This is a genomic window from Kibdelosporangium aridum (assembly GCF_900176515.1).
Lineage (GTDB): Bacteria > Actinomycetota > Actinomycetes > Mycobacteriales > Pseudonocardiaceae > Kibdelosporangium > Kibdelosporangium aridum.
In genome coordinates, this window is record NZ_FWXV01000007.1 from 138,834 (window position 1) to 160,110 (window position 21,277).

At 66.7% G+C, this 21,277-nt stretch carries 19 protein-coding genes; 9 read left to right on the forward strand and 10 right to left on the reverse strand.

From position 1 onward, the window contains the following. Positions 1–23: 23 nt before the first annotated feature. Together B9C43_RS34145 and B9C43_RS34150 are read right to left on the reverse strand one after the other, a co-directional pair. Positions 24–1,145: a SpoIIE family protein phosphatase gene (locus tag B9C43_RS34145; RefSeq protein ID WP_084430904.1), complete on the reverse strand. Its 1,122-nt coding sequence runs from the start codon at positions 1,143–1,145 to the stop codon at positions 24–26. Beyond that, on the reverse strand, positions 1,145–1,942 hold the full coding sequence (locus B9C43_RS34150; RefSeq protein ID WP_084430905.1) for an alpha/beta fold hydrolase: 798 nt from the start codon (positions 1,940–1,942) through the stop codon (positions 1,145–1,147). Before B9C43_RS34150 ends, B9C43_RS34145 begins: the two co-directional genes overlap by 1 nt. Before the next feature lie 16 nt (positions 1,943–1,958). On the opposite strand from B9C43_RS34150, the gene B9C43_RS34155 reads away from it, so the two are divergent. The 3 genes from B9C43_RS34155 to B9C43_RS34165 are packed head-to-tail and all read left to right on the forward strand — an operon-like array spanning position 1,959 to position 4,201. Then, a complete protein-coding gene (locus B9C43_RS34155; RefSeq protein ID WP_160096875.1) occupies positions 1,959–2,801 on the forward strand; it encodes a GNAT family N-acetyltransferase in 843 nt (280 codons plus the stop codon). Then, a complete protein-coding gene (locus tag B9C43_RS34160; protein ID WP_084430907.1) occupies positions 2,801–3,382 on the forward strand; it encodes a 3-keto-disaccharide hydrolase in 582 nt (193 codons plus the stop codon). The genes B9C43_RS34155 and B9C43_RS34160 overlap by 1 nt, the downstream gene beginning before the upstream one ends. A 3-nt stretch (positions 3,383–3,385) precedes the next feature. Then, positions 3,386–4,201 carry a methionine--tRNA ligase gene (locus B9C43_RS34165; protein WP_084430908.1) on the forward strand — a complete coding sequence of 272 codons (816 nt, stop codon included), beginning with the start codon at positions 3,386–3,388 and terminating at the stop codon, positions 4,199–4,201. Here B9C43_RS34165 and B9C43_RS34170 read toward each other — a convergent pair. Next, complete coding sequence (locus B9C43_RS34170; protein ID WP_084430909.1) at positions 4,191–4,655, reverse strand: AAA family ATPase; 465 nt, start codon at positions 4,653–4,655, stop codon at positions 4,191–4,193. The genes B9C43_RS34165 and B9C43_RS34170 overlap by 11 nt on opposite strands. 309 nt (positions 4,656–4,964) lie before the next feature. Here B9C43_RS34170 and aspS point away from each other — a divergent pair, with 309 nt between their 5' ends. Beyond that, on the forward strand, positions 4,965–6,221 hold the full coding sequence (aspS, locus tag B9C43_RS34175) for an aspartate--tRNA(Asn) ligase (protein ID WP_084430910.1): 1,257 nt from the start codon (positions 4,965–4,967) through the stop codon (positions 6,219–6,221). Here the strand turns inward: aspS and B9C43_RS34180 are convergent. Then, complete coding sequence (locus B9C43_RS34180; protein ID WP_200825819.1) at positions 6,211–6,939, reverse strand: FadR/GntR family transcriptional regulator; 729 nt, start codon at positions 6,937–6,939, stop codon at positions 6,211–6,213. The genes aspS and B9C43_RS34180 overlap by 11 nt on opposite strands. Before the next feature lie 57 nt (positions 6,940–6,996). On the opposite strand from B9C43_RS34180, the gene B9C43_RS34185 reads away from it, so the two are divergent. After that, positions 6,997–7,959, forward strand: a complete 963-nt coding sequence (locus B9C43_RS34185; protein ID WP_084430911.1) for a magnesium transporter CorA family protein — start codon at positions 6,997–6,999, stop codon at positions 7,957–7,959. Between the two features lies 1 nt (position 7,960). On the opposite strand, the gene B9C43_RS34190 is transcribed toward B9C43_RS34185, so the two are convergent. Continuing rightward, positions 7,961–10,105, reverse strand: a complete 2,145-nt coding sequence (locus tag B9C43_RS34190; RefSeq protein ID WP_143446800.1) for a DUF7507 domain-containing protein — start codon at positions 10,103–10,105, stop codon at positions 7,961–7,963. A gap of 125 nt (positions 10,106–10,230) precedes the next feature. Between B9C43_RS34190 and B9C43_RS34195 the strand changes: the two genes are divergently transcribed. Then, positions 10,231–11,004: a bestrophin-like domain gene (locus tag B9C43_RS34195; RefSeq protein ID WP_084430913.1), complete on the forward strand. Its 774-nt coding sequence runs from the start codon at positions 10,231–10,233 to the stop codon at positions 11,002–11,004. 295 nt (positions 11,005–11,299) lie between these two features. Here the strand turns inward: B9C43_RS34195 and B9C43_RS34200 are convergent, their stop codons facing one another. The 3 genes from B9C43_RS34200 to pruA form a co-directional block, all read right to left on the reverse strand. Beyond that, positions 11,300–12,976, reverse strand: coding sequence for a PHP domain-containing protein (locus B9C43_RS34200; RefSeq protein WP_084430914.1), 1,677 nt, complete (start codon positions 12,974–12,976; stop codon positions 11,300–11,302). A gap of 94 nt (positions 12,977–13,070) precedes the next feature. Next, positions 13,071–13,985 carry a proline dehydrogenase family protein gene (locus B9C43_RS34205; RefSeq protein WP_084430915.1) on the reverse strand — a complete coding sequence of 305 codons (915 nt, stop codon included), beginning with the start codon at positions 13,983–13,985 and terminating at the stop codon, positions 13,071–13,073. Between the two features lie 9 nt (positions 13,986–13,994). Beyond that, positions 13,995–15,620: an L-glutamate gamma-semialdehyde dehydrogenase gene (gene pruA / locus B9C43_RS34210; RefSeq protein WP_084430916.1), complete on the reverse strand. Its 1,626-nt coding sequence runs from the start codon at positions 15,618–15,620 to the stop codon at positions 13,995–13,997. 62 nt (positions 15,621–15,682) lie between these two features. Here pruA and B9C43_RS34215 point away from each other — a divergent pair, with 62 nt between their 5' ends. After that, complete coding sequence (locus B9C43_RS34215) at positions 15,683–17,254, forward strand: PucR family transcriptional regulator (protein WP_084430917.1); 1,572 nt, start codon at positions 15,683–15,685, stop codon at positions 17,252–17,254. Between the two features lie 153 nt (positions 17,255–17,407). Here the strand turns inward: B9C43_RS34215 and B9C43_RS34220 are convergent, their stop codons facing one another. Beyond that, positions 17,408–18,247 (reverse strand): ESX secretion-associated protein EspG, encoded by an 840-nt coding sequence (locus tag B9C43_RS34220; protein ID WP_160096877.1) that lies wholly within the window; start codon positions 18,245–18,247, stop codon positions 17,408–17,410. 78 nt (positions 18,248–18,325) lie between these two features. Between B9C43_RS34220 and B9C43_RS34225 the strand changes: the two genes are divergently transcribed. Next, on the forward strand, positions 18,326–19,324 hold the full coding sequence (locus B9C43_RS34225) for a serine hydrolase (protein ID WP_235039021.1): 999 nt from the start codon (positions 18,326–18,328) through the stop codon (positions 19,322–19,324). Here B9C43_RS34225 and B9C43_RS34230 read toward each other — a convergent pair. Further along, positions 19,311–20,489 (reverse strand): serine hydrolase domain-containing protein, encoded by a 1,179-nt coding sequence (locus B9C43_RS34230; protein WP_084430919.1) that lies wholly within the window; start codon positions 20,487–20,489, stop codon positions 19,311–19,313. The genes B9C43_RS34225 and B9C43_RS34230 overlap by 14 nt on opposite strands. 200 nt (positions 20,490–20,689) lie before the next feature. On the opposite strand from B9C43_RS34230, the gene B9C43_RS34235 reads away from it, so the two are divergent. Next, entirely contained in the window at positions 20,690–21,211 is a 522-nt protein-coding gene (locus B9C43_RS34235; RefSeq protein ID WP_160096879.1) for a TetR/AcrR family transcriptional regulator, read from the forward strand. Positions 21,212–21,277: the final 66 nt, after the last annotated feature.

The window sequence follows — 21,277 nt, forward strand, 5'->3', positions numbered from 1 at the left end:
GTCGACGAACCAGGCCTGAGATCTTACGTCGAATGGGTGGTTGGCACGCTCAGCGCGAGCAGGGCGGTGTCGTCGTCGAGACCGCTGCCGAACCCCGCGAGTAACCTGGTCAGCTCGTTGACGAGTCCCGTGGCCGTTGTCGGCGCGAGGTTGGCGGTGTACTCCAGCAAAGCCTGTTCGTTGTATCGGCCGTGTGCGGTGCGCGCCTCGATCAGGCCGTCGGTGTACAACAGCAACGCATCGCCCGGGCCGATACGCAGCTGGATGTCGGCGAAATAGGCGTCGCGCAAGGGACCGATCAGCTGTCCGCCGGGAATGTGCTGGTACGCCGCGGTGCCGTCGGCGCGGATCAGCAAAGCAGGTGGATGGCCGCCGGTGGCGAGCGTGACGGCGAAACCGTCGCTGTCGGGAACCAGCAGGCCGGTGATCGCCGTGCTGAACCGGAGGTCTGGGCCGGAGAACTCCCGGTTGAGCGCGGTGTTCAGGTCACGCAGCACGGTAACGGGGTTCGGGTCGCGGGTGGCGGACGCACGCATCGTGTACCTGGTCAGCGATGTCACGACCGCCGCGTCCGCGCCTTTGCCGCTGACGTCCCCCAAGAAGAAGCCCCACCGGTCGTCGGACAGCGCGAACAGGTCGTAGTAGTCGCCGCCGACCTGGTCGGTCGAGGCCGGGTGGTAGTAGCTCGCGATCTCCAGCCCTGGCACGTCCGGCAGGGACGGCGGCAGCAGCGTCTGCTGGAGCGTGCTGGCCAACCGCTCGGCCTGCCTGCGTGCCCGCAGCAGCTCCTGTTCGTACGAGCGGCGCTCACGGGCGTCGAACACGACGGTGCGGATGATCGTGTCCTTGACCACCGAGCTGACCATCACCGGCAGCCTCGATCCGTCCGCGGCCCGCAGCTCCAGGGCGATACCGCTGATCCGCCCCTGCATCGCCAGCAAGGGCGCGAAGTGTGTCTCGTGGTAGATCTTGCCGCCGATGGTCAGCAGGTCAGCGAAGCGCCGACGGCCGACGACGTCGTCGCGCGCGTATCCGAGCCAGTCCAGCAGGGTCGCGTTGATCCTGACGATCGTGCCGTCCGGCAGTGTCGAGAGGTAGCCGCACGGCGCGTTCTCGTAGAGGTCTTCGGCGTCCTGCTCGAACATCACGAAGCCGCGAACGAGGCGATCGCGTCGGCGGTCTCGCGCGGCGCGCTCAGCTGTGGACAGTGCCCGGTGGCCGCCAGCGTCACCAGCTGGCAGCCGGGAATGTGGTCGCGGACGTACTGGCCGACCTCACGCGGCGCGATCACGTCCTGCGCGCACTCGATCGCCAGCGTCGGCACCGGCACCTTGGGCAGATCGGTGCGGTTGTCGGCCAGGAAGGTGGCGCGGGCGAACACCCTGGCGATCGCCGGGTCGGTCCGGCAGAAGGCGTTCTGCAGTTCCTCGCCCAGCTCGGGCCGGTCCGGGTTGCCCATGATCACCGGTGCCATCGCCGCCGACCAGCCCAGGTAGTTGCTCTCCAGCGACTCCAGCAGCTCGTCGATGTCCGCGGGGCTGAAGCCGCCCCGGTAGTCGCCGTCGTCGATGTACCGCGGCGACGGCGTGACCAGGATCAGCTTGGCGAACCGCGTGGGCTCGGCGATCGCCGCAAGCACACCGACCATCGCGCTGACCGAATGCCCGACGAACACGACGTCCCGCAAGTCCAGCTGACGGCAGATCTCCAGTACGTCCTCGGCGTAGCCGTCGAGGCTGGCGTACCGCTGCGGCCGCCACGCCGTCATGTCCGACTGACCCGAGCCGACGTAGTCGAACAGCACGAGCCGGAACCGCTCGGCCAAGATCGGCGTGACCAGCCGCCACAGGTTCTGGTCGCAGCCGAAACCATGCGCGAGCAGGAGCGTCGGCCCGTCCGCACGGCCTGCCACGACAATGTTGTTTCGGCTACGTACATCCATGGGGCACCATCCTGGCATGGTCAAGGCCGTCGAACGGCAGTACACCGGCCCAGCCGACTTGCGCGCCATGCAGTCGCTGGCCGAGCGGATCTGGTCACCGGCCAGCCATTGCCACGTCGGTGACCTGGCGTGGCAGCGCTTCGAGCACGTCGGCCGGGAGCCTGCATGGCGGACCCGGCTCTGGGAGGCCGACGGCCAGGTCGTGGCGTGGGGCTGGGCAGAGGCGGGTCATTTGTCGTTGCTGGTCGATCCCGCGTGGCCGGAACTGGCCGGATCGGTGCTGGACTGGGCGTCGCCGTCCGAGGTGAAGGTCCTGGACGGCGAGAAACACGTGATCACGGCGTTGGAGCGGCGTGGTTTCCAGGTCGCGTCGGACGCGCCGTTCCACCACTACATGTCGCGTTCGCTCGCCGAGGTGCCTTCGCCGGCGCTGCCTGACGGTTTCGTGGCGCGTCCGGCCGGCTCGGCTGATGTTGACCGCCGGGTGGAGGTTCATCGGGCGGCTTGGCATCCGTCGCGTGTGACTGTCGAGAGCTATCGGAATGTGATGGCCGCGTGGCCTTATCGGGGTTCTCTGGACTGGGTGGTCGAGGCGCCGGACGGGCGGTTCGCCGCGTACTGCCTGATCTGGCTGGACGCCGTCAACTCGGTGGCCGAGCTCGAACCGGTGGGCACGGATCCCGCTTTTCGCGGGATGGGCCTGGCCACGGCTGTGTGCTTGGCCGCCATGCGGGCCGCTTCCGAGGCCGGCGCCGAACAAGCGATTGTGTATCCGGTGGACGGGTATCCGGCGGTCAAGCTCTACCAGGGCCTCGGTTTCACGCCCTACGCGCGGACTTTCACCTACCGGAGGCCGTGATGCGCTTGCTGGCGGCGATGATCCTGCTGGTCACGGCGTGCAGCCCAGGCCAGGCCCAGCTGTACGACGGCTCGACCGCGGGCTGGTCGCAGGCTGGGCCGGGCGGATTCGCCAACCGCGACAAGGTGTTGACGTCCTCCGGCGGTATGGGCCTGTTGTGGTACTCGGCCCGCGAGTTCCGGTCGTACACCCTGACTCTCGACTGGCGGATGGCTGGCGACGACAACTCCGGCGTGTTCATCGGCTTCCCAGCGAGCTCCGACCCGATGTCCGCAGTGGACAACGGCTACGAGGTGCAGATCGACGCCTCGGACGTGCCGGACCGGACCACGGGCGCGATCTATGGCTTCCAGTCCGCCGATATCGCGGCTCGTGACGCTGCTCTGCGGCCACCGGGCGAGTGGAACACGTTCGAGCTGACCGTCTCGGGCGAGCGGGTCCGTGTGCTGCTGAACGGCGTGCAAGTCAACGACTTCACCAACACGGACCCGGCGCGGTCACTGGCGTCCGGCCACATCGGCATCCAGAACCACGGGGACTCCGATGTCGTGTCGTTCCGCGACATCCGGCTGACGGAGTGACGCGTGCGGTATTACGTGACCACTACCCCGCACGCGTCTGCGATCGAGTTGGTGTACGCGGACGTGCTGGCGCGGCATTACCGGCTCACGGGAGCACGAGTCCGGTTCCTCGGTGGCGGCTCCCCTGCGCTGCGCCCAATGCTTTCCCTGTCGTACAACGTTTTCAACAACTCCAGTGCCTCAACCCCCTGGTACACGACGGGTATGAGCTCGTCGGATTACCAACGCTGGTGGGTGAACAGTGATGCACGGGTCCACGTAGTCGGCGAGTCTTCTCCGCGGCCGCAGTTGTCGCATTCCTCGGACGCGGTCTGTGTGTGCCCCGACTTTGATGTATCTGAGGTCGAGTTGTTGGTGCGCAGGTACGGATCCGACGCCGTGCGCTGGTGGCTGCTCCGGTCTGGAGTGGACGGTCAGCTTGTGCCCATGGCCAACAAGGACTTGCACAACAGCCTCGGCACTTTTGTCGACCGCGTCACGGGTCTCGTTCACCGTTACCGCGACGGCGAACCACCTCCCGGCGGAAACTGGCCTTCAGCACACGTCGCGCCTGCTCTGGCCCGGTTCGACTTCGTCGCGGCAACGGATGCCGTCCGGCAGGTCGTGCGGGATGCTGCTGACTATCTCGCCCAGTCCCGTCCGTGGGAGCTCGCCGATCCCGACGAAGTGCTCGCGAACCTGCTTGCCGCGTGCCGCGTCCTGGCCAACGACCTGATCCCGTTCCTGCCCGACTTGGCCACCCGGATCGCCGAACAGTGTTTCGCTTTGTCCGGCTCGCTCGCACCGGCCCGCGCGCTGTATCCCCGGCTCAAGAAATGAGCTGCTCCACCCGGTCGGCCACAACCTGCAGCGGCTGGGACGCGTCGATCTGCACGGTCGCTCCCTCCCGCAGCAGGGGTTCGACTTCGGCCAGGTAGCTCAGGATTTCCGCGCGCTCATCCGGCTTCTTGCCGTACGGGTTGTCGGTGCGCTGGGCGATACGGGCCAGCAGGACTTCCGCGGGTGCGCTGAGCAGGACTATGTGGTCGAACTTGTCGTAGAAGTCGACCTGATTGGACTTGCACCCCGCCACGAACAGGTTCCCGGGCTGATCAAGCAGGTCTTTCATCGCGTCCGCCCGCCACACCCAGTCGGTTGAGCCGTCCGGCAGCGTGACCCATTCACTCCACTCGTCGGTGTCCGTGTCGACCACCCGGTGGCCACGCTTCGCCAGCACGTCCAGGACTGTGGACTTGCCCGTCCCTGACATCCCGGTGATCAGAACTTTGCGCACCCCGCCAGCCAACCAGAAACTGAGGTGCTTGGGCTCGTGCCGATGTCCTATCGTGTGGTGCGACGCGTTGACGGAGACGAGTAGCCGAGGATCACGCGAGCCTAGAGAGCCGCCGGTAGCTGGGAAGGCGGTCTCGCGCCCTGGGTGAAGACACTCCTGAGTGCGGGGAGGAAATGCCCCGCCGGTTCGCCACCGTCATCCGGCTTGAACGAGGCCGGTACGTCAGTGCCGGCGAAAGTGCGGTGGCACCGCGAGTCCCCTTCTCGCCCGCACTCCCAAGGGATCACCGAAATTCCACCAGGAGTGGCGATGATCTCTCGTGTTCTGGCTGCCGACGTGCCCGCGCACATCGGTGCCCGTATCCGAGTGGCCGGTTGGGTTCACCGCCGGCGTGAACTGAAATCCGTGACCTTCCTTGTCATCCGGGACCGTTCCGGGTTGGTCCAAATTGTCCTGCCCGAGTCCGACGTTCCCGAAGAGACGGTCGTCGAAGTCGAAGGGGTCGTGATCGCGAGCGTCCAGGCACCCGGCGGCGCGGAGATCACCGAGCCGGTGGTCACGCCGTTGTCCGAACCGGCGCAGGCGCCACCGTTCGACTTGTACCGGCCCAACCTCAACGCGACCCTTCCGACCATTTTGGACAACGCGCCGGTCGCGCTGAGGCACCCGAAGGCGCGTGCCGCGTTCACGATCACTGCGGCGAGCGTCGCTGGTTACCGTGCCGCGCTTGACGAAATGAGCTTCACCGAGATCCACACCCCCAAGATCGTCGAAACGGCGACCGAGTCGGGTGCCACCGTGTTCGGCATCGACTACTTCGGACGTCGTGCGTATCTCGCGCAGTCCCCGCAGTTCTTCAAGCAGTCGCTGGTCGGTGTGTTCGAACGTGTCTACGAAGTCGGTCCGGTGTTCCGGGCCGAACCGCATGACACGACACGGCATCTGGCGCAGTACACCAGCCTTGACGCCGAACTCGGCTTCATCACCGACCACCACGACGTGATGGCGGTGCTGCGCAAGGCGATCGCGGGCATGGTCGGCAGTGTCAAAACACGCGCCGTCAAGGCGTTGAACCTGCTGGAAATCCGGCTGCCCGAGGTGCCGGAAATCATCCCGGAAGTGCACTTCACCGATGCGCTCGAACTCGTCGGGGCACCCGCGGACGAACCGGACCTGGCGCCCGCGCATGAGAGGGCGCTCTCGGAATGGGCGATGAGCGAGCACGGCTCGGAGTTCCTGTTCGTCACCGGGTATCCGATGCGCAAACGCCCGTTCTACACGCATCCGGACCCGGCCCGCCCGGGCCACTCGAACAGCTTCGACCTGCTGTTCCGTGGCGTCGAACTGGTCACCGGCGGTCAGCGGCTGCACCGGTACTCCGACTACCTGGCCGTGCTGCAGGACCCCGAGCCGTACCGCGGCTACCTGGACGCCTTCAAGCACGGCATGCCGCCGCACGGTGGGTTCGCGCTCGGGCTGGAACGCTGGACCGCGCGACTGGTCGACGCGCCGAACATCCGGCAGACCACGCTGTTCCCGCGGGACCTGACCCGGCTCAGTCCATGACCTGCTGCTGACGCGCGACCTGGGCGATGCGGACGTCCAGGTTGCGGAAATGCTCGGCCATCGCCTTTTCCGCCCGCGCCACGTCGCGCTCCCGCAACGCCGTGACGATGGCGCGGTGGCGGTTGACCGTCTCCGGCGGATCGGGGTCGGTCACGCCAAGGCGATGGTTCACCCGCTGGTAGACGCTCCAGAACGCCCTGAGCAACTGCGTCACCAGCGCGTTGTCCAGTGAGCGGTACAGCACCTCGTGGAACTGCATGTCCTCGTCGGCGAACGTGGCGCCTTCCTCGGCACGAGCGCTCATCCGCTCAAGCACCTCGTCGAGGGCGTCCAGGTCCGTTTCCGGGATCGTCGGCGTCACCCGGCGGATCAGCGCTTCCTCCAGCGCCTCCCTGACCTCGACGATCTCCTCGAGCGACCGCATGTCGTTGCGCAAGCCGTGCAGCACACGGAACGTCAGGCCGTCGGCCAAGGGCTCCAGCGACAGACCGCCGACGTATGTGCCGTGTCCGTGCCGGATGTCCACGATGTCCAGTGCCTGCAGGCCCTTGAGCGCCTCGCGGATCGAGTTGCGGCTCACGCCCAGCGCTTCGACCAGCTCGGTCTCGGTCGGCAGCGGATCGCCCGAGCGCAGCCCGCGCTGCAGGATCAGTGCGGAGATCTCCTCCCTGATCGCCCGGCCCAGCCGGGTCGAGAGCTTCTGCGGCTGGTCGTTCACGGCGCTCCTGGAGTTCGTCCCACGTCCCACGTACCTTACCCGTTACTGTTGGTGGTCATGACGCGTTCGCGGGTTTATCGGGACGGCCGCCTCGAGTCGGAGAACTTCGCGCCGGACCAGCTGGCCGCCAACCTCGCCGACCCGGGCACGATCGTCTGGGTCGACATGGCCGCGCCGACCAAGGAGGACCTCGCGGAGCTCACCGGGTACCTCGGGCTGCACGAACTGGCCGTCGAGGACGCCGTGCAAATGCACCAGCGGCCGAAGTTCAGCCACTACCCGGGGCATGGGCTGGTGATCGCGTACGCCGTCGGAACGGACGACTCCGGCGCACTGCACGCCCACGAACTGGCGATCATTCTCGCCAAGCAGACCGTGGTGACCGTGCGCAAGGACCCCGCGTTCGACATGGAGAAGGTCGTCGCCCGCTGGGACAGCGAGTCCACAATGGATGGAGTCGCGTACCTGGTGCACGGCATTCTCGACTACGTGGTCGATTCGTACCTCGACACGATCCAGGTCCTTGACGACATGGCCGAGGATCTCGAGGACGAGGTGTTCACGCAACCGCCGAACTCCCTGGAGGTGCAACGGCGATCGTTGGCGCTGCACAAGAGCCTCGGGCAGTTGCGTCGCAAGGTGACGCCGATGCGCGAGGTGATCGTGCCGCTGCTGCGACCGGAGAACCCGATCTACAACGAGAGCATGCGGCCGTACTTCCAGGACGTGCTCGACCACGTGATCTGGGCGTCCGAGCAGGTGGAGGCGCTGCGGGACCTGATAGCCACGGTCCGCGACACCCAGCTCAACCTGCAGGGCAACCGGATGAACCTGATCATGAAGAAGGTCACCAGCTGGGCGGCGATCATCGCGGTGCCGACCGCGATCACCGGGTTCTACGGCCAGAACGTGCCGGTGCCCGGCGTCGACCACCTGTGGGGTTTCTGGGTGTCCACAGTGGCCATCGCGCTGACGTCGATCGCGCTCTACGGCACCTTCAAACGCAAGGACTGGCTGTAGCTCACCTCTTCGACCGAGCGGTCGCGCCGATCGCGCCGACGGTGACGAACGTACTGATCGCGGCGAGTCCGGCGACGAATGCCGCGACCGGTGCGTTCTCGGTTCGATCAGTCTTGGTGGACTTCTTGACCGGCGGGGGTTCGGCCGTCGGCTCCACAAGGGACACAATCGCGGATGCGGTGAGACGCACGGTGTCGCGGCGGGTTTCGGCCAGCTGTCCGTTGATGAACGGCGTGGCCGTCACCGTCAACGACGTCGTGAGCCGTTCGCGCATCACGACCGAGCACGTGTACTCCGCAGTCTGCTGAGGCGCTAGGGTGCCGATGTCACGGGCACAGGCCGACGGTGTTCCGGTCACGCGGACGTTGCCTAGCTGGATCGGTGTGGGGTTGCGTACCTTCACGCTGAAGGTCACGGACTCTCCCGCCCGCGCCGCGCGAGTCGAAGGCCGGACGGAGAACTCGATCCGCGGATGGATGACGGTGAACGCAGCGTGGGCGTCGGCGGTCACCTTTCTGCCTGCCTTGTCCGTTCCGCTGACTGTCACGTTGTTGGTGAAGCCGTCGTTGCCAGCGGCGACCGAGCAGTGCAGCAGCTTGGCTTCTCCGGTCGCGAGCGTGCCGAAGTCCGGCCGGTCGCAGGCATCCACTTGTTTGTCGTCTATGGACACTCCGGACAGCAGGGTGTCGCCGGTGTTGCGGACCTCGATGGTGTAGCCGACTGTTTGACCACTGAGGACAGTGTTCGGCGCGGCCGACTTGGCCACGGCGATCGCGGGCCGGATGACCTCGAGGAATGTCCGCGCGGACGCCGAAAGCCGGTCGCCGGCGAGGCTTTGACCGGTGACGGTGGCGGTTGGCTTGACGTCGTCATCTGCAGCGGGCCGCGAACAGCTGTACTTCGCCCACTGCCCGCCTTCGAGTCGCGGGATGTTCTCGGCACACGCGGGCCCTAGATCCGACTGCACCCGGATGTCCACGGCAGGCGCACTGCCGGTGTTAGTGACCGTCACCGACTGGGTGACCTGATCACCCGGATGCGCAACGTCCTTGTCCATCGCCGTGGTCACGACCAACTCCGGGCGTCCGGACGACGCCGCGATGCTCGCGACGAGGTAGGCGTCGTGTCCGCTCGTGAAGCTCAGGTTCGCGCCTGTCTCACCTGCCTTGAGCAGATCACCGGCGAGTTCAATGGTGCGTACGTCCACGCTCATGTTGTTGGCGTGTGCGGGTTTCAGGTGTCCATCCGCACCGGAGACGAAGAAGTTGTCCGTCCGCCCGGCATTGCGGCCGTTGATCAGGAACTGGTCGCCTGGCATAGCCCAGTCACCCTCGAACCCGGCCAGCCCGAGCCGGGTCAGCCCACCGGCTGACTTGATCGACGGCATCCGGGCGTCCGCGCGGTGTTTTCCCGTGAGCACACGGGCATGCGCGTCGTAGACCGTGATCTGTTTGCGAGCAGGCGCGGCGGGGTGGGCCGTGTCGAACGTCCACACCGCGGTCAACGACCACCCGCCGAAGCAGTCGAACCCTTGGGGCGTCCAGACATTGCCGACCGTGACGGTCGAAGGCCCAGTGATCCCGCGAAACTGCCCGGTGACGTCGGCGTAGGCGCTGTAGAACTGATGGTCCGTATGGGTGAGGTCGCCCGGCGCGTCCGCTGTGTACCGGTCCGGTGCGATCAGGCTGCCCCGGTCGTTGATCTTCAAGGAGACCTGTTGCTGCTTGGCAGAACCCGGTGGCCTGATCGGTCCACGTCCACACGGGACGTTGGTGGGGCTCCCGGTGTTGCCCGCCCATGTCAGCTTCGCGTAGGCGATCCGCGCACCGGCCGGAATGGTCAACCGGCCGCTGGAGGAGTTGTACGTCGCCGGATCGGAGTCGATGTCCGCCCAGGTCATCGGATGCCCGTTGTTCTGGGCGGAAGGTCCACTGCCGACACGGTTCTGCGCGTCGAGGCAGAGCTTCGGCGGATAGTGACCGGGTTGCGCCGGACAGGCGGTCACGGTATTCCCGATCATCGAGAAGTCGCCGTAGACGGTCTGGTCGTAGTTGGTCGGCAGAACTGGAGGGCTTGCCGCGGATGCCGCTGGGAGCGTTGACAAAATGAGCAACGACAACGTGCCCACCAAGCCCCATATGCGCACTGTGACCTCCGTCAGGCGGTTAGCAGGGACGATAGGTCAGTCGAGTGACGGATCGCCAGAACGTTCACTCCTCCCGGTGTATTTGGACGCTTGCCCATGGCGTCGACCGCAACGGTGTGTCAAACATGGGTGTCGTGCCGGGATACGCGTACGTCCTAGTTGTCGCTGCGATGGTGGTCTCGGCGGTCGTCATGATCATGGTGGGCCGTCGAAAACGGGCGAGGGAAGGGACTTACAACGCCGAAGCCCTCAGCTTTGTCGGTGGCGTGCTGAACGCGCTGTTCATCGTGGTTCTCGCGTTCTACACGGTGATCACGTGGACCGAGGCGGACGCGAGCGAACGGCACGCGGAGGCGGAGGCCTCCAGTCTCGTCGAGATCTATTGGCAGGTGGCCAGTTCGCCGGGGCCGGAGCGGGATCAGATCCGCGCGCTGGTCAAGGAGTACACGTCCGAGGTGGCCGACCGCGAGTGGGTGATGCTGCACGACAAGAAGGCAGACCAGAAAGCCGACGACGTGCTTGTCGCGTTGCGCGCGGAGATCAGCAGGCTGCCCGCGGAGACCGACCGCGAACTGGCCACAAAGGATCAGGTACTGCAGAACGCACGGGCGGTCGCGGACGAACGCCGGTCGCGGATCGAGCAGGCGACCGGAGACAGTTCGCTGCTGACGATATTGCTGTGGGGAACGATCATCGGCTGCATCATGATGGTGGCGTTCCCGCTGGTGATCGGCTTCAGCGCGGACCTGCGGCACGTGCTGAGCATCGTGGGGCTCGCCGGGGTTCTCGCGTTCACCCTGTACTTCGCGATCGAACTCGACCAACCGTTCCAAGGGCTGATCAAAGCGGAACCGGTATCGTTCAGAACGGCACTGGCCGAGTTCAACCGTATCCCGTGAGCCGGCCTCCTCCGCGAAGCCCCGTCCTCCCACTCGGCCTGGCACACCGCCTCGCTCGGGCCGCGCACCGGGTGGCCGCGGGCGGCATCTGACGCTACGAGGGCCACCCCACCGGCATCATCGGCAGAGTGGCCCTCAACCAAACCCGAAACTGTCAGACCCTTCCGATACTTTGGCTGTCAGGGGGCGCTCGGAACGAATTGTCAGACCCTTCCGATACCTTGGCTATCAGGGGGCGTTCGACACGGAATGTCAGACCCGTGTGGTATGGGAGCGATCAGCGCAGGTCAGGGCTTCAGTAGGGCAGCGCCCAGATCGGGTTGGTGTAGAACCAAAGGTCCTTCCACGGGTCGGCGTCCCCGACCACGTCGATCGCCGGGCCGTGCGGGTCCACTGCGGCGCCGTGGAAACCAGGCGCGACGCGGTTGCCGTCGGTGCCGCGCAGCCGCACGTACACCGGCCGGTCAAGCCTGCCGAGTTGGTAGGTGAAGTTCACCGTCCCGGTGGACTTGTTGACCTCGAACGACTTCACGACCTTCGTACGCGGCGCGGTGAACGTGTCCCGATCCTGCACCGGCCCGGTCACGTCACCCTGAATGATGTCCACACGCGACAGCACCGGCACGAACTGCGCCCAGTTCGGGAAGTTCGCGAGATCGATGCTGATGGTCAGCTCGACCGGGGTGCCGCGGCGGACATGCAGTGCCCCGCCCAGAGTCGCACTGGACAGCCAGCTGCCACGGCTGCGCAGCCGCACGTCAAGGCCGCTGATCAGACCGCCGTGGTCGACCCACACCCGGCCGGCACGAATGCCGTCCATCACCGCGCGATACGAAAAGTCAAGCGCGCCAACGTGAGTACGGCTGTAGCAGCCCGGCCAGAAGTCACCTTCGCCCAGGTTCAGCGGGCCGCCGTGCACCGGGTCGGAGTGGCGGCCGTTGGCGTTGTAGTCGCTGTTCGGGCCACGCACCGAGGTATCCGCGTACACGCTGTGCGAGTCGGAGTTCGCCGTGATCCACCACGGCTTCCCTTCGGCGAGCAGGCTGTCCCACATACCGCCCACAGTGGACGTCAGCCAGTCGAAGCCGCCCCACGTGTAGTAGCTCTCCGGCGGATATCCCGGGAACGCGTCCGATCCGGGGGTGCCGTCGTAGTAACCACGAGCGCGACCGCCACCGTGCGGCTTGGGAATACCTGCGGCCTGGTGACCGGGCGCGCCTTCCATGCCCACGGCGATGTTCGGCGCCGCGTCCCGCCAGCCACGGATCTCATGTGGAGAGTCGATCCCCTTGCGCGCCGGGTGATTGGCGAGCATCAGCGCGTCGTCGACACGGCGGCGACGGACACCGTCGGCAAGGAAGTTCACGCCCGCGATCGCGAGCGCTTCCTTGTTCGGGTTGGTCTCGTTGGTCCGGCCGTCGTAGCCGAGCTCGAACTCCTTGAGGAACGAGGCCTCGTTGCGGCCTGGCGCGACGAACACCGTGCCGTGCTCGGCGCCCGGGATGTTCCACTCCAGCCCCTGGAACACCAGGGTGTCGTCGTACTTCTCCCTGGCCGCCTTGATGTCGGGGTTGACCTTGTCCACACCGATCTTGGCGTGTACCGGTCCACCGTGGTCAGTGATCACCAGCCAGCCGAGGCCGTAGGCGTTCGCCTGCCGCACGTGGTCGATGACGCGGTATTTGCCGTCATCGCTGTACTGCGTGTGCACGTGGTGATCGCCTGCGAGCCAACGGAATCCGCCGCGTGGCACGTTGTTCTGCGGAGTCGCGGCGGCCGGGGCGGCGTTGAGCACGCTTGCGCCTGCTAAGCCCGCGCCGAGCAGACCGGCCCGGCGGAAGACCGACCGCCGGGTCATCTCCTCCCGGTTGAGCTCCGCGTCCGGAACCGCGAGATCCGCCGCACGGGGCAGGTCCTCGGCCGTGACGTGGGAGTGCTCATGATCGTGGTGATGGTGGTTGTGATGTCCCACGTCCGCTCCTTATTGCGCTGATCAATCCGGGGCAACCCTGTCCAGCGCAAGTGAACGTCTGGGGAACACAATCTTATTCGCGCCTTAAACTAAGTCACCCTCGGGTTGCCATCGCGCGGAGGAAGAACGCGAGGTTGGCTGGCCGTTCGGCCAAACGTCGCATGAAGTACCCGTACCACTGCACTCCGTATGGCACGTATACACGCATGGTGTCGCCGCGCCGCGCGATCGTTTCCTGCTCCTGCGGCCGGATTCCGTACAACATCTGATATTCGAAGTCACGTCCCGCGCCGAGGTCACCGGCGATGGCGATGATCCGCGGATCGTGCGAGGCGATCATCGGGTAGCCGTCGCCCTCCATCAGGATCCGCATCACCCGCACGTAGTTCCGGTCGACTTCGGCTTTGTCCTGATAGGCCACCGACTCCGGCTCACGGTAGGCGCCCTTGCACAGCCGCACACGCGATCCCGCGACGGCGAGATCGCGCGCGTCGCCCTCGGTGCGGTACAGGTATGCCTGCAGGACCGCGCCGACCCACGGGAAGTCCGCGCGCAGTTCGGACAGGATGTCCAATGTGGAGTCCGTGGTGGTGTGGTCCTCCATGTCCAGTGTCAGCGTGGCGCCGACCCCGGCGGCCGCGTCGGCGATCAGCCGGGCGTTGTCCAGGGCGATCTTGTGACCGTCACCCGGCAACGCCTGGCCGACCGCGGACAGCTTGACCGACACGTCCGCACCAGCCGCAAGCCCTTGCTCGGACAAGGCCGAGAGGAGTTCGACGTACGCCTTCACGGTGTGCGTCGCGTCCGACACCTCGGTGGTGTCCTCACCGAGGTAGTCGATCGTGACGGCGCGACCGGAATCGCGAAGCGCGCGCGTCGCCTCGACCGCGTCGGCCGTCTCGGCGCCCGCGACGAACCGGTTGACCACAGGCTTGGTCAGTGGGCTGCGCTCGACGAGCTTACGGGCCAACGGCGAACGCGCCGCGGCAAGCAGGCTGGTACGCAACATGTCTACCTCCTACCCCTGGTGCGGGTGGCGTGAAACGGTCGGCGGGACGAAGGTTTCCTTAATCGATCGAGGGCTCACCCAGCGCAGCAGGTTGAGCGGGGAACCGGCCTTGTCGTTCGTGCCGGACGCCCGGCCGCCACCGAACGGCTGCTGACCGACGACGGCACCGGTCGGCTTGTCGTTGACGTAGAAGTTGCCCGCGGCGAACCGCAGTTCCTCGGTCGCTCGCTCGATCGCGGCACGGTCGTTGGCGATCACCGCACCGGTCAGGCCGTAGGGCGCCACGTTCTCCATCTGGCGCAGGACAGTGTCGAAGTTGCTGTCGTCGAACACGTGCACGGCCAGGATCGGCCCGAAGTACTCGGTGGTGAAGACCTCGTGGGCCGGGTCGGTGCCCAGCAGGACCGTCGGGCGCACGAAGAAGCCCTCGCTGTCGTCGGCGGTGCCACCTGCGGCGACGGTCAGCGACGAGTCGGACTTGGCCCGGTCGAGTACACCGGCGAGCTTGTCGAACGACCGGCGGTCGATCACCGCGCCCATGAAGTTGCTGAAGTCGGTGACGTCACCAACCTTCAGATTTTCTATTTCGGATACGAAATCGGACGACATCCTCTTCCATATCGAAGATGGGATATAGGCCCGAGACGCCGCCGAGCACTTCTGGCCCTGGTACTCGAACGCGCCACGGACCAGTGCCGTGCGCAGCACGTCGACGTCGGCCGACGGGTGGGCGAGCACGAAGTCCTTGCCGCCGGTCTCCCCCACGATCCGCGGGTACGACCGGTAGTTGGCGATGTTGGCGCCGACCTGGCCCCACAGGTGCTGGAAGGTCGTGGTTGAGCCGGTGAAGTGGATGCCTGCCAGGTCCGGGTCGCTCAGCGCGACGTCGGAGACCGCAAGGCCGTCCCCGGTGACCAGGTTGATCACCCCGGCCGGCAGACCGGCCTCTTCGAGCAAGCGCATGGTCAGGTGGGCGGACAGCGACTGCGTCGGCGACGGCTTCCACACGACGGTGTTGCCCATCAACGCGGGCGCGGTCGGCAGGTTCGCGGCGATCGCGGTGAAGTTGAACGGCGTGATGGCGTAGACGAAGCCCTCGAGCGGCCGGTGGTCGGTGCGGTTCCAGATGCCCGGCGAGCTGATCGGCTGCTCGGCCAGGATCTGCCGGGCGAAGTGCACGTTGAAGCGCCAGAAGTCAGCCAGCTCGCAGGCGGCGTCGATCTCGGCCTGGATAGCGGTCTTGGACTGGCCGAGCATGGTCGCGGCGTTCAGCCGGGCGCGCCACGGGCCGGTCAGCAAGTCGGCGGCGCGCAGGAAGATCGCGGCACGTGCGTCGAACGGCAGCGAACGCCACGCGGGCGCGGCCTTCTTGGCAGCGGCGATCGCGGCCTTGGCGTCCTCGTGGGTGGCATTGGCCAGCGTGCCGAGGACGGCGCGGTGGTTGTGCGGCTGGACGACGTCGATCCGGTCGCCGCCCGCCATCCGCTGCTCACCGTCGATGGTGAGGGTGAACTCGACGGTCTCCTTGGCCTGCGCCGCGAGCTCGGCCTCAAGGGCGGCACGAGGGGCGGTGCCCGGCGCGTAGTCGAAGACCTGCTCGTTGACGGGGGCGGGTACTCGGGTCACTGCGTCCATGCGCTCACCGTAGATCCGCTTTCACCTGCAGTTTTTAGAAGATTGGCTAAGATTTGGCTGCCATGATTAGCCGATCGGACAAAACACTGCGCCAGCTCCTGGTGGCGCTCGGAGATCCCCTGGTCGAGGTGGTCGCCGCGCCGCGCGGGCTCGACGACCTGGTCCGCGACGTGGTCATCCTCGACCCGGAGGACGACCCCGAGGTCCGGCCGGGCGACGTCGTTCTCATCATCGGCGTCCGCGGCCGGGCGGCGATCGCCACGGTGCGCGCCGCGGCGCGCCGGGGTGCGCTCGCCGTCGCGGTCAAAGGCCAGGACGAAGCGTTGGAGCGCGCTGCGACGGACGCGGGCGTCGCGCTGCTCTCGGTGCGTTCCGACGCACGGTGGGAGCAGCTTGAGTCTTTGGCCCGCGCCAACATCGGCGCCGAGACCGACAGCGAGACGGTCAGCGACTTGTTCTCGCTCGCCCAGACCATCGCCGCGCTGACCGGCGGTCTCGTCAGCATCGAGGACACGGCGAGCCGCGTGCTGGCGTACTCGCGTTCGTCCGATGAGGTCGACGAACTGCGTCGCCTGTCGATCCTCGGCAGGCAAGGCCCCGAGCAATACCTCGCCAAACTGCGCGAGTGGGGCGTCTACGAACGGATGCGGAAAAGCGAAGCCGTGGAACGCATCGACGAGCGACCCGAGTTGGGCATCCGGCGTCGTCTGGCCGTCGGCATCCACGCCGGCGACCAATCGCTTGGTTCAATCTGGGTGCAGGAAGGGGCGGTCCCGCTGACGGAGCACGCCGAACGCGCGTTGCTCGGCGCGGCCCGCGTGACCGCGTTGCACCTGGTGCGCAGCCGGAACAACCCGGCCGCACCGCTCCGACTGCGTGAGAGCCTGCTCGAAGGGTTGCTCGACGGGCACACCACGGCCGCCGCGGTTGCCGCCAACGTCGGCGCGGACCCCAAACGCGCGGCCGGAGTCGTCGCCTTCGAACTGACCGAGGACGCCGACCGGTCCACTTTGGAACTCCGGCGCGCCGAACTGACCAACCTGATCGCCGTGCACGCCGCCGCCTATCGACGCGCCGCGCTGGTCACGACGTTGCGTGCCCGCATCTACGCCCTGCTGCCGGACCTGCACGCCAGCGACGGCATGATTACCCTCGCCAAAGAAGTCGTTGCCGCGGCGCGGGTACACCCGGGTATCGCGGTCCGGGCCGCCGTCGGCATGGCACCGGATCTCAGCCGGACGGCCGCCGCACGCAGGGAAGCCGACCGCATCCTCGACGCCGGGCTGGATCTCCCGGTCGCGGCGATCAACGACGTGCGCGCCGAGGTGATGATGGCGGAGCTGCTCGGTCTGCTCGCCGAGCACGAGGAAATCCGCGACCCCAGGCTCACCGACCTCGTCGCACAGGACACAAAGGACATCCTGGTGCCGTCAGTGCTCGCCTACCTCGAGGCGCTCGGCGATGTCCGGGCCGCGGCCAACCGCTTGCACATCCATCCCAACACGTTGCGGTACCGGGTCCGGCGTGCCGCGGAGATCGCCGGGATCGACCTCGACGACCCCAAGCAGCGTCTGATCACCCAGCTTCAGCTGACATTGAACACAAACCCAGGCAACGGATCCGCGACCCGCTGATCCCCGACGACCTGAAGAGCACCGCCCGCCGCGTATCGAACAGATCCAACCCGGTGCGGCGCCACTACTCCAGTCACGCGGCAGTATCGTATCTGATACCGGAAACCCGATACCTGATACTGGATGCCGGATGTCTGGTATCTGCTATCTGGTTCAGCGGGTCAGCGCGGGTTGGTTCGTCTGGCCAAGTTCACGCATCAGGTGCCCTTCGAGCGCCAGCAGGGTGCGCTCGATGCACTCGACCAGCATCTTGCCGTGTGCGGGTTCCACGGTCGTCCAGTCGCGACCGTCGGCCGCGCGGTACTCCTCGATCAGGTAACGGCCGTTGGGCGAGTCGAAGAAACCGACCAGTTCGTCGTCGCGCACCGAGTACCCCATGTGGTCGATCACGGCCGCGGTGAACTCACCTCGGTCACCGGCGCCGTAGATCGTCTCGGCAAGCCAGTTCGCCTCTTCGGATCCGATCCGGGGCGCGCTGCGACGGGTGCGGTTTCCGGGACCGGCGATAGAGCGGAATCGGGCATCCGCGATGACCTCATTCGGCAGTGACACCGTGCATCCCGGGCCGGGCGAGGCATCCAACAACAACGAAACCGGAGCGCGGGCGAGGTCTTCGGGGCGAACGGCGTGAACGTTCACATAACCGCCGACATGCACGCCGAACGCCGCCTGGTCTCCGACCGCGGCGGCGTATGCACGTACAGGACCACCGAGCCATAAGCGCGCGCCGACGGCACGCCGCGGGCGGGCGAGGATGTTCAAGAGCGCGACGAGCCGCGGATGCGGTGCCGCTGAATCGGCGAGGCCGGCGCGTTGCAGCTCTGACCAGGCCTTGGAGACCATGCCGCGCTGGTCACGACTGTGCCGCGACACGGTGAGGGTCTCAGGCATGTCGGGCAGTCCGAGGAACTCCCAGAGCACCTGGAACGCCAGGTCGGAGATGGTGAAGACCGGTCCTGGCGCCCCGGCGGGTCTGCTTCTTGCGGTTTTCATGCACACCCCTCCCATCTGTCTTGCTATACGAGTACTTGCCGCGCCACGGTTCATCGTTTCGTGATTGGATCTCTCGGCATGGGGTATCGACTCAACAGGCGAGCGGCGTTTGGCTTGGGGACCGTCGTCGCGGCCGGCAGCGTTCTCGGCAGCACGCCGGCGCTCGCCCAGGAAGAAGACAGCAGTCCGGCGACGCCGGACCGAGCCCGCGCCCGGGTCAAGCGGGTCTACGAGGCGAAGACAGCCGAAGCAGGAGGCACATGGAACTCGTACATCAGCGTTGCTGACGGTGTCGCCGTCGACCACGGCTCCGACGAGCTGGTCGAGGCGTACAGCGTCAACAAGGTCGCCGCCGCGGTCGCGGTGCTCGACAAGATCGACCGGGGCGAAGCGAAGCTCACCGACCAGGTCGAGGTGCCGGAAGACATCGTGATCAAGACCGGCGACGGGATCATCCCGCTCGACCGGGCGTACCCGAGCGTGTTCACCGTCGGGCACATCCTTTCGCTGTTCCTCACGGTCTCCGACGACACCTGTGTCCGGTTGACCGGCTTGGTCTGCGCGCCTGCGGAGATCAACGCCACCCTCGTGGCGAAGGGGTTCCCGAACACCCAGGTCATCCCCGCGGCCAACCCGAAGCGGTACTGGCTCGGCAAGACCACGCCGCGGGAGACGCACGGGATCCTGCAGGGCATCGTCAAGGGCACGCTGGTCAGCCCGACGTCGACGGACTACCTGCTGAACGTGTTGCGTTCGCAGGTCGCGTTCACCGACGGCATCCGCCGGGAGATGTCCTCAGTCGACCGCTCCCGGATCGCGACGAAGGCGGGATGGCTGAACGACGGCCGCAACGAAGCGGGTGTCATCTTCGACAAGGCCGGCAAGCCGGTCCTGACGTACGCGCTGTTCGCGCGTGGGTTGCCGGAGCACGCAGCCGACTTCGGCGCCACTCACCCGTTCCGGCAGGCCGCCGCGGAAATGGGACCGAGGTTCCTGCGCGCGGTCGACAAGATCAGTGGTGACCCTGCCGCCCGCACGCTGAGGGCGCAGTCGTACCAGCCCTCTAACGGCGGCTGATCGCTTCGTAGAGGGCAGCGACCAACGTGGACACACGCAGGTCGTTGCCCTCCAACAATTCTGAACCGCGATTCGGCACGTAGCCGAACGCGATGCCCGCCTCGGGGTCGGCGAACGCGAACGCGCCGCTGGCTCCGCCGTGGCCGAACGCTGCGGGCCCGGTGGCGTCTGGGAACAGCGGACCGCCGGGGAGCATGAACCCCAGGCCGACCGTGGTTCTCGTGGCCAGCACCATGTCCATTCCGGACGCGTGCACACGCCTGGCCTCGTCAAGCGTTTCCGGCCCGATCAGCCGGGTTCCGTCGACCGGGCCGATCAACGCCGCATACATCTTGGCGAGCGCTTCCGCGTTGGCCACACCGTCCGTTGACGGCGCCTCGACTGTCACGTACTTCGGGTCGTTGGCGGTCTCCCAGCCCATGGCCATGCTGCCGTACAGCGCCCGGAAGGTCAGCGATTCCGGGTCGTTGAGCCGTTCGTACAGGCCGCGCAGCTCCGGAACGTTCATCCCCAGACGGACCACGTCCGCGGAATCCGGCAGCACCATAGTCGCCAGACGCGGCAGTTCGCTGGGCGGCAACCCGATGAACGCATCGAGACCGAGCGGACCTGCGATCTCGTCGGCGAAGAACCTGCCTACGGTCTGCCCAGTCAACCGTTGGATCAGCGCACTGATCGCGTGGCCGATCGTCAGGCCGTGGTACCCGTGCGCGGTTCCGGGTGCCCACTCCGGACGCGCGGACGCGATCGCGTCCATGATCGGGGTGCCTTCGACGAGGCCTTGGTACGTCATCGGGCTGTGAGCCAGGCTTGGCACACCTGCTTGGTGGCTCATCAGCATCCGCAGCGTGATGTCTCGTTTGCCTTCCGCGGCAAACTCCGGCCAGTACTGCGCCACGCGGTCGTCCAGGCCGATCCGCCCGCGGTCGACCAGCACAAGCATCGCCGTCGCCGCCAGCGACTTGGTCACCGACGCGATCATCGCCAACGTGTCGCGCTCCCACGGTCGTCCACCGGGATCAGCCAGCCCACCCCACAGGTCGACCACCTGGTGGCCGTCCTGGTAAACGGCCAGGCTCGCACCTAACTCACCGTGCTCCGCGAAATTGGTTTCGAACGCCTCGCGCACCGCGGCGAACGCAGGTTCGACAGTTCCCTCGCCCATCTCGACTTCCTACCTACCGGTCGGTCGGCTCATTGACGTTGGCCACCCTACCGACCGGTCGGGTGGTTGACTAGCCCCCTACCGACCGGTCGGATGGCGCCTTGTCGGCTGGATGGCGGCGCGCGAAATGCCCGCCGAACTGGACGCGGGGACAGCGACGTGACGGCCTACCTACCGGTCGGGTGGTAGGGTGCGCCACCGTGAGTGGCGATACGCGCGCGCGAATTCTGGACACCGCGCTGGACCTGTTCAGCACGCGCACCTACAAGGCCGCGTCGATGCGCGAGATCGCCGAACACGTCGGCATCACGAAACCTTCGCTGTACCACCACTTCCGCAGCAAGACCGAGATCCTTAACAGCCTCATCAGCCCCGCCATCGAACAGTTGGACGCGGTGATGACACGGGCGCTGACGCCGGAGGAGACCCTCAGTGGGTGCATCGAGGCGATGCTCAAACACCGCAAGGCAATGGCACTGTTGCTGCGCGATGTCTCGGTTTACAGCGACGAGACGGCCGAGATCATGGCCAGGGTGATGGGTATCGTCGAGCGCGCGACCGAGTTGATCGCGGGCCCGAAACCCGATTGGCGTCAACGAGTCCGCGCCGCGCAGGCCTTCGCCGCCGCGACCGATCCGATCAGCATGTTCCCGAATGTGCCGGACAAGGAACTGCACGACGAACTGCTGCGCGGCGCCACCGCTGTGCTCAAGCGGAACTGAGCTCCTGAGAGGGACCTGATAGGTCTCTGTGAACATCCGGCTGGGGGCACAACTCACCGGCACCTC

Coding starts and splice junctions, on each gene's coding strand:
- B9C43_RS34150 (WP_084430905.1), bottom strand. CDS start 1,942: ATGGATGTACGTAGCCGAAACAACATTGTCGTGGCAGGCCGTGCGGAC.
- B9C43_RS34220 (WP_160096877.1), bottom strand. CDS start 18,247: ATGAAAACCGCAAGAAGCAGACCCGCCGGGGCGCCAGGACCGGTCTTC.
- aspS (WP_084430910.1), top strand. CDS start 4,965: ATGATCTCTCGTGTTCTGGCTGCCGACGTGCCCGCGCACATCGGTGCC.
- B9C43_RS34155 (WP_160096875.1), top strand. CDS start 1,959: ATGGTCAAGGCCGTCGAACGGCAGTACACCGGCCCAGCCGACTTGCGC.
- B9C43_RS34205 (WP_084430915.1), bottom strand. CDS start 13,985: ATGTTGCGTACCAGCCTGCTTGCCGCGGCGCGTTCGCCGTTGGCCCGT.
- B9C43_RS34230 (WP_084430919.1), bottom strand. CDS start 20,489: ATGGGCGAGGGAACTGTCGAACCTGCGTTCGCCGCGGTGCGCGAGGCG.
- B9C43_RS34185 (WP_084430911.1), top strand. CDS start 6,997: ATGACGCGTTCGCGGGTTTATCGGGACGGCCGCCTCGAGTCGGAGAAC.
- pruA (WP_084430916.1), bottom strand. CDS start 15,620: ATGGACGCAGTGACCCGAGTACCCGCCCCCGTCAACGAGCAGGTCTTC.
- B9C43_RS34160 (WP_084430907.1), top strand. CDS start 2,801: ATGCGCTTGCTGGCGGCGATGATCCTGCTGGTCACGGCGTGCAGCCCA.
- B9C43_RS34225 (WP_235039021.1), top strand. CDS start 18,326: ATGGGGTATCGACTCAACAGGCGAGCGGCGTTTGGCTTGGGGACCGTC.
- B9C43_RS34145 (WP_084430904.1), bottom strand. CDS start 1,145: ATGTTCGAGCAGGACGCCGAAGACCTCTACGAGAACGCGCCGTGCGGC.
- B9C43_RS34215 (WP_084430917.1), top strand. CDS start 15,683: ATGATTAGCCGATCGGACAAAACACTGCGCCAGCTCCTGGTGGCGCTC.
- B9C43_RS34195 (WP_084430913.1), top strand. CDS start 10,231: ATGGGTGTCGTGCCGGGATACGCGTACGTCCTAGTTGTCGCTGCGATG.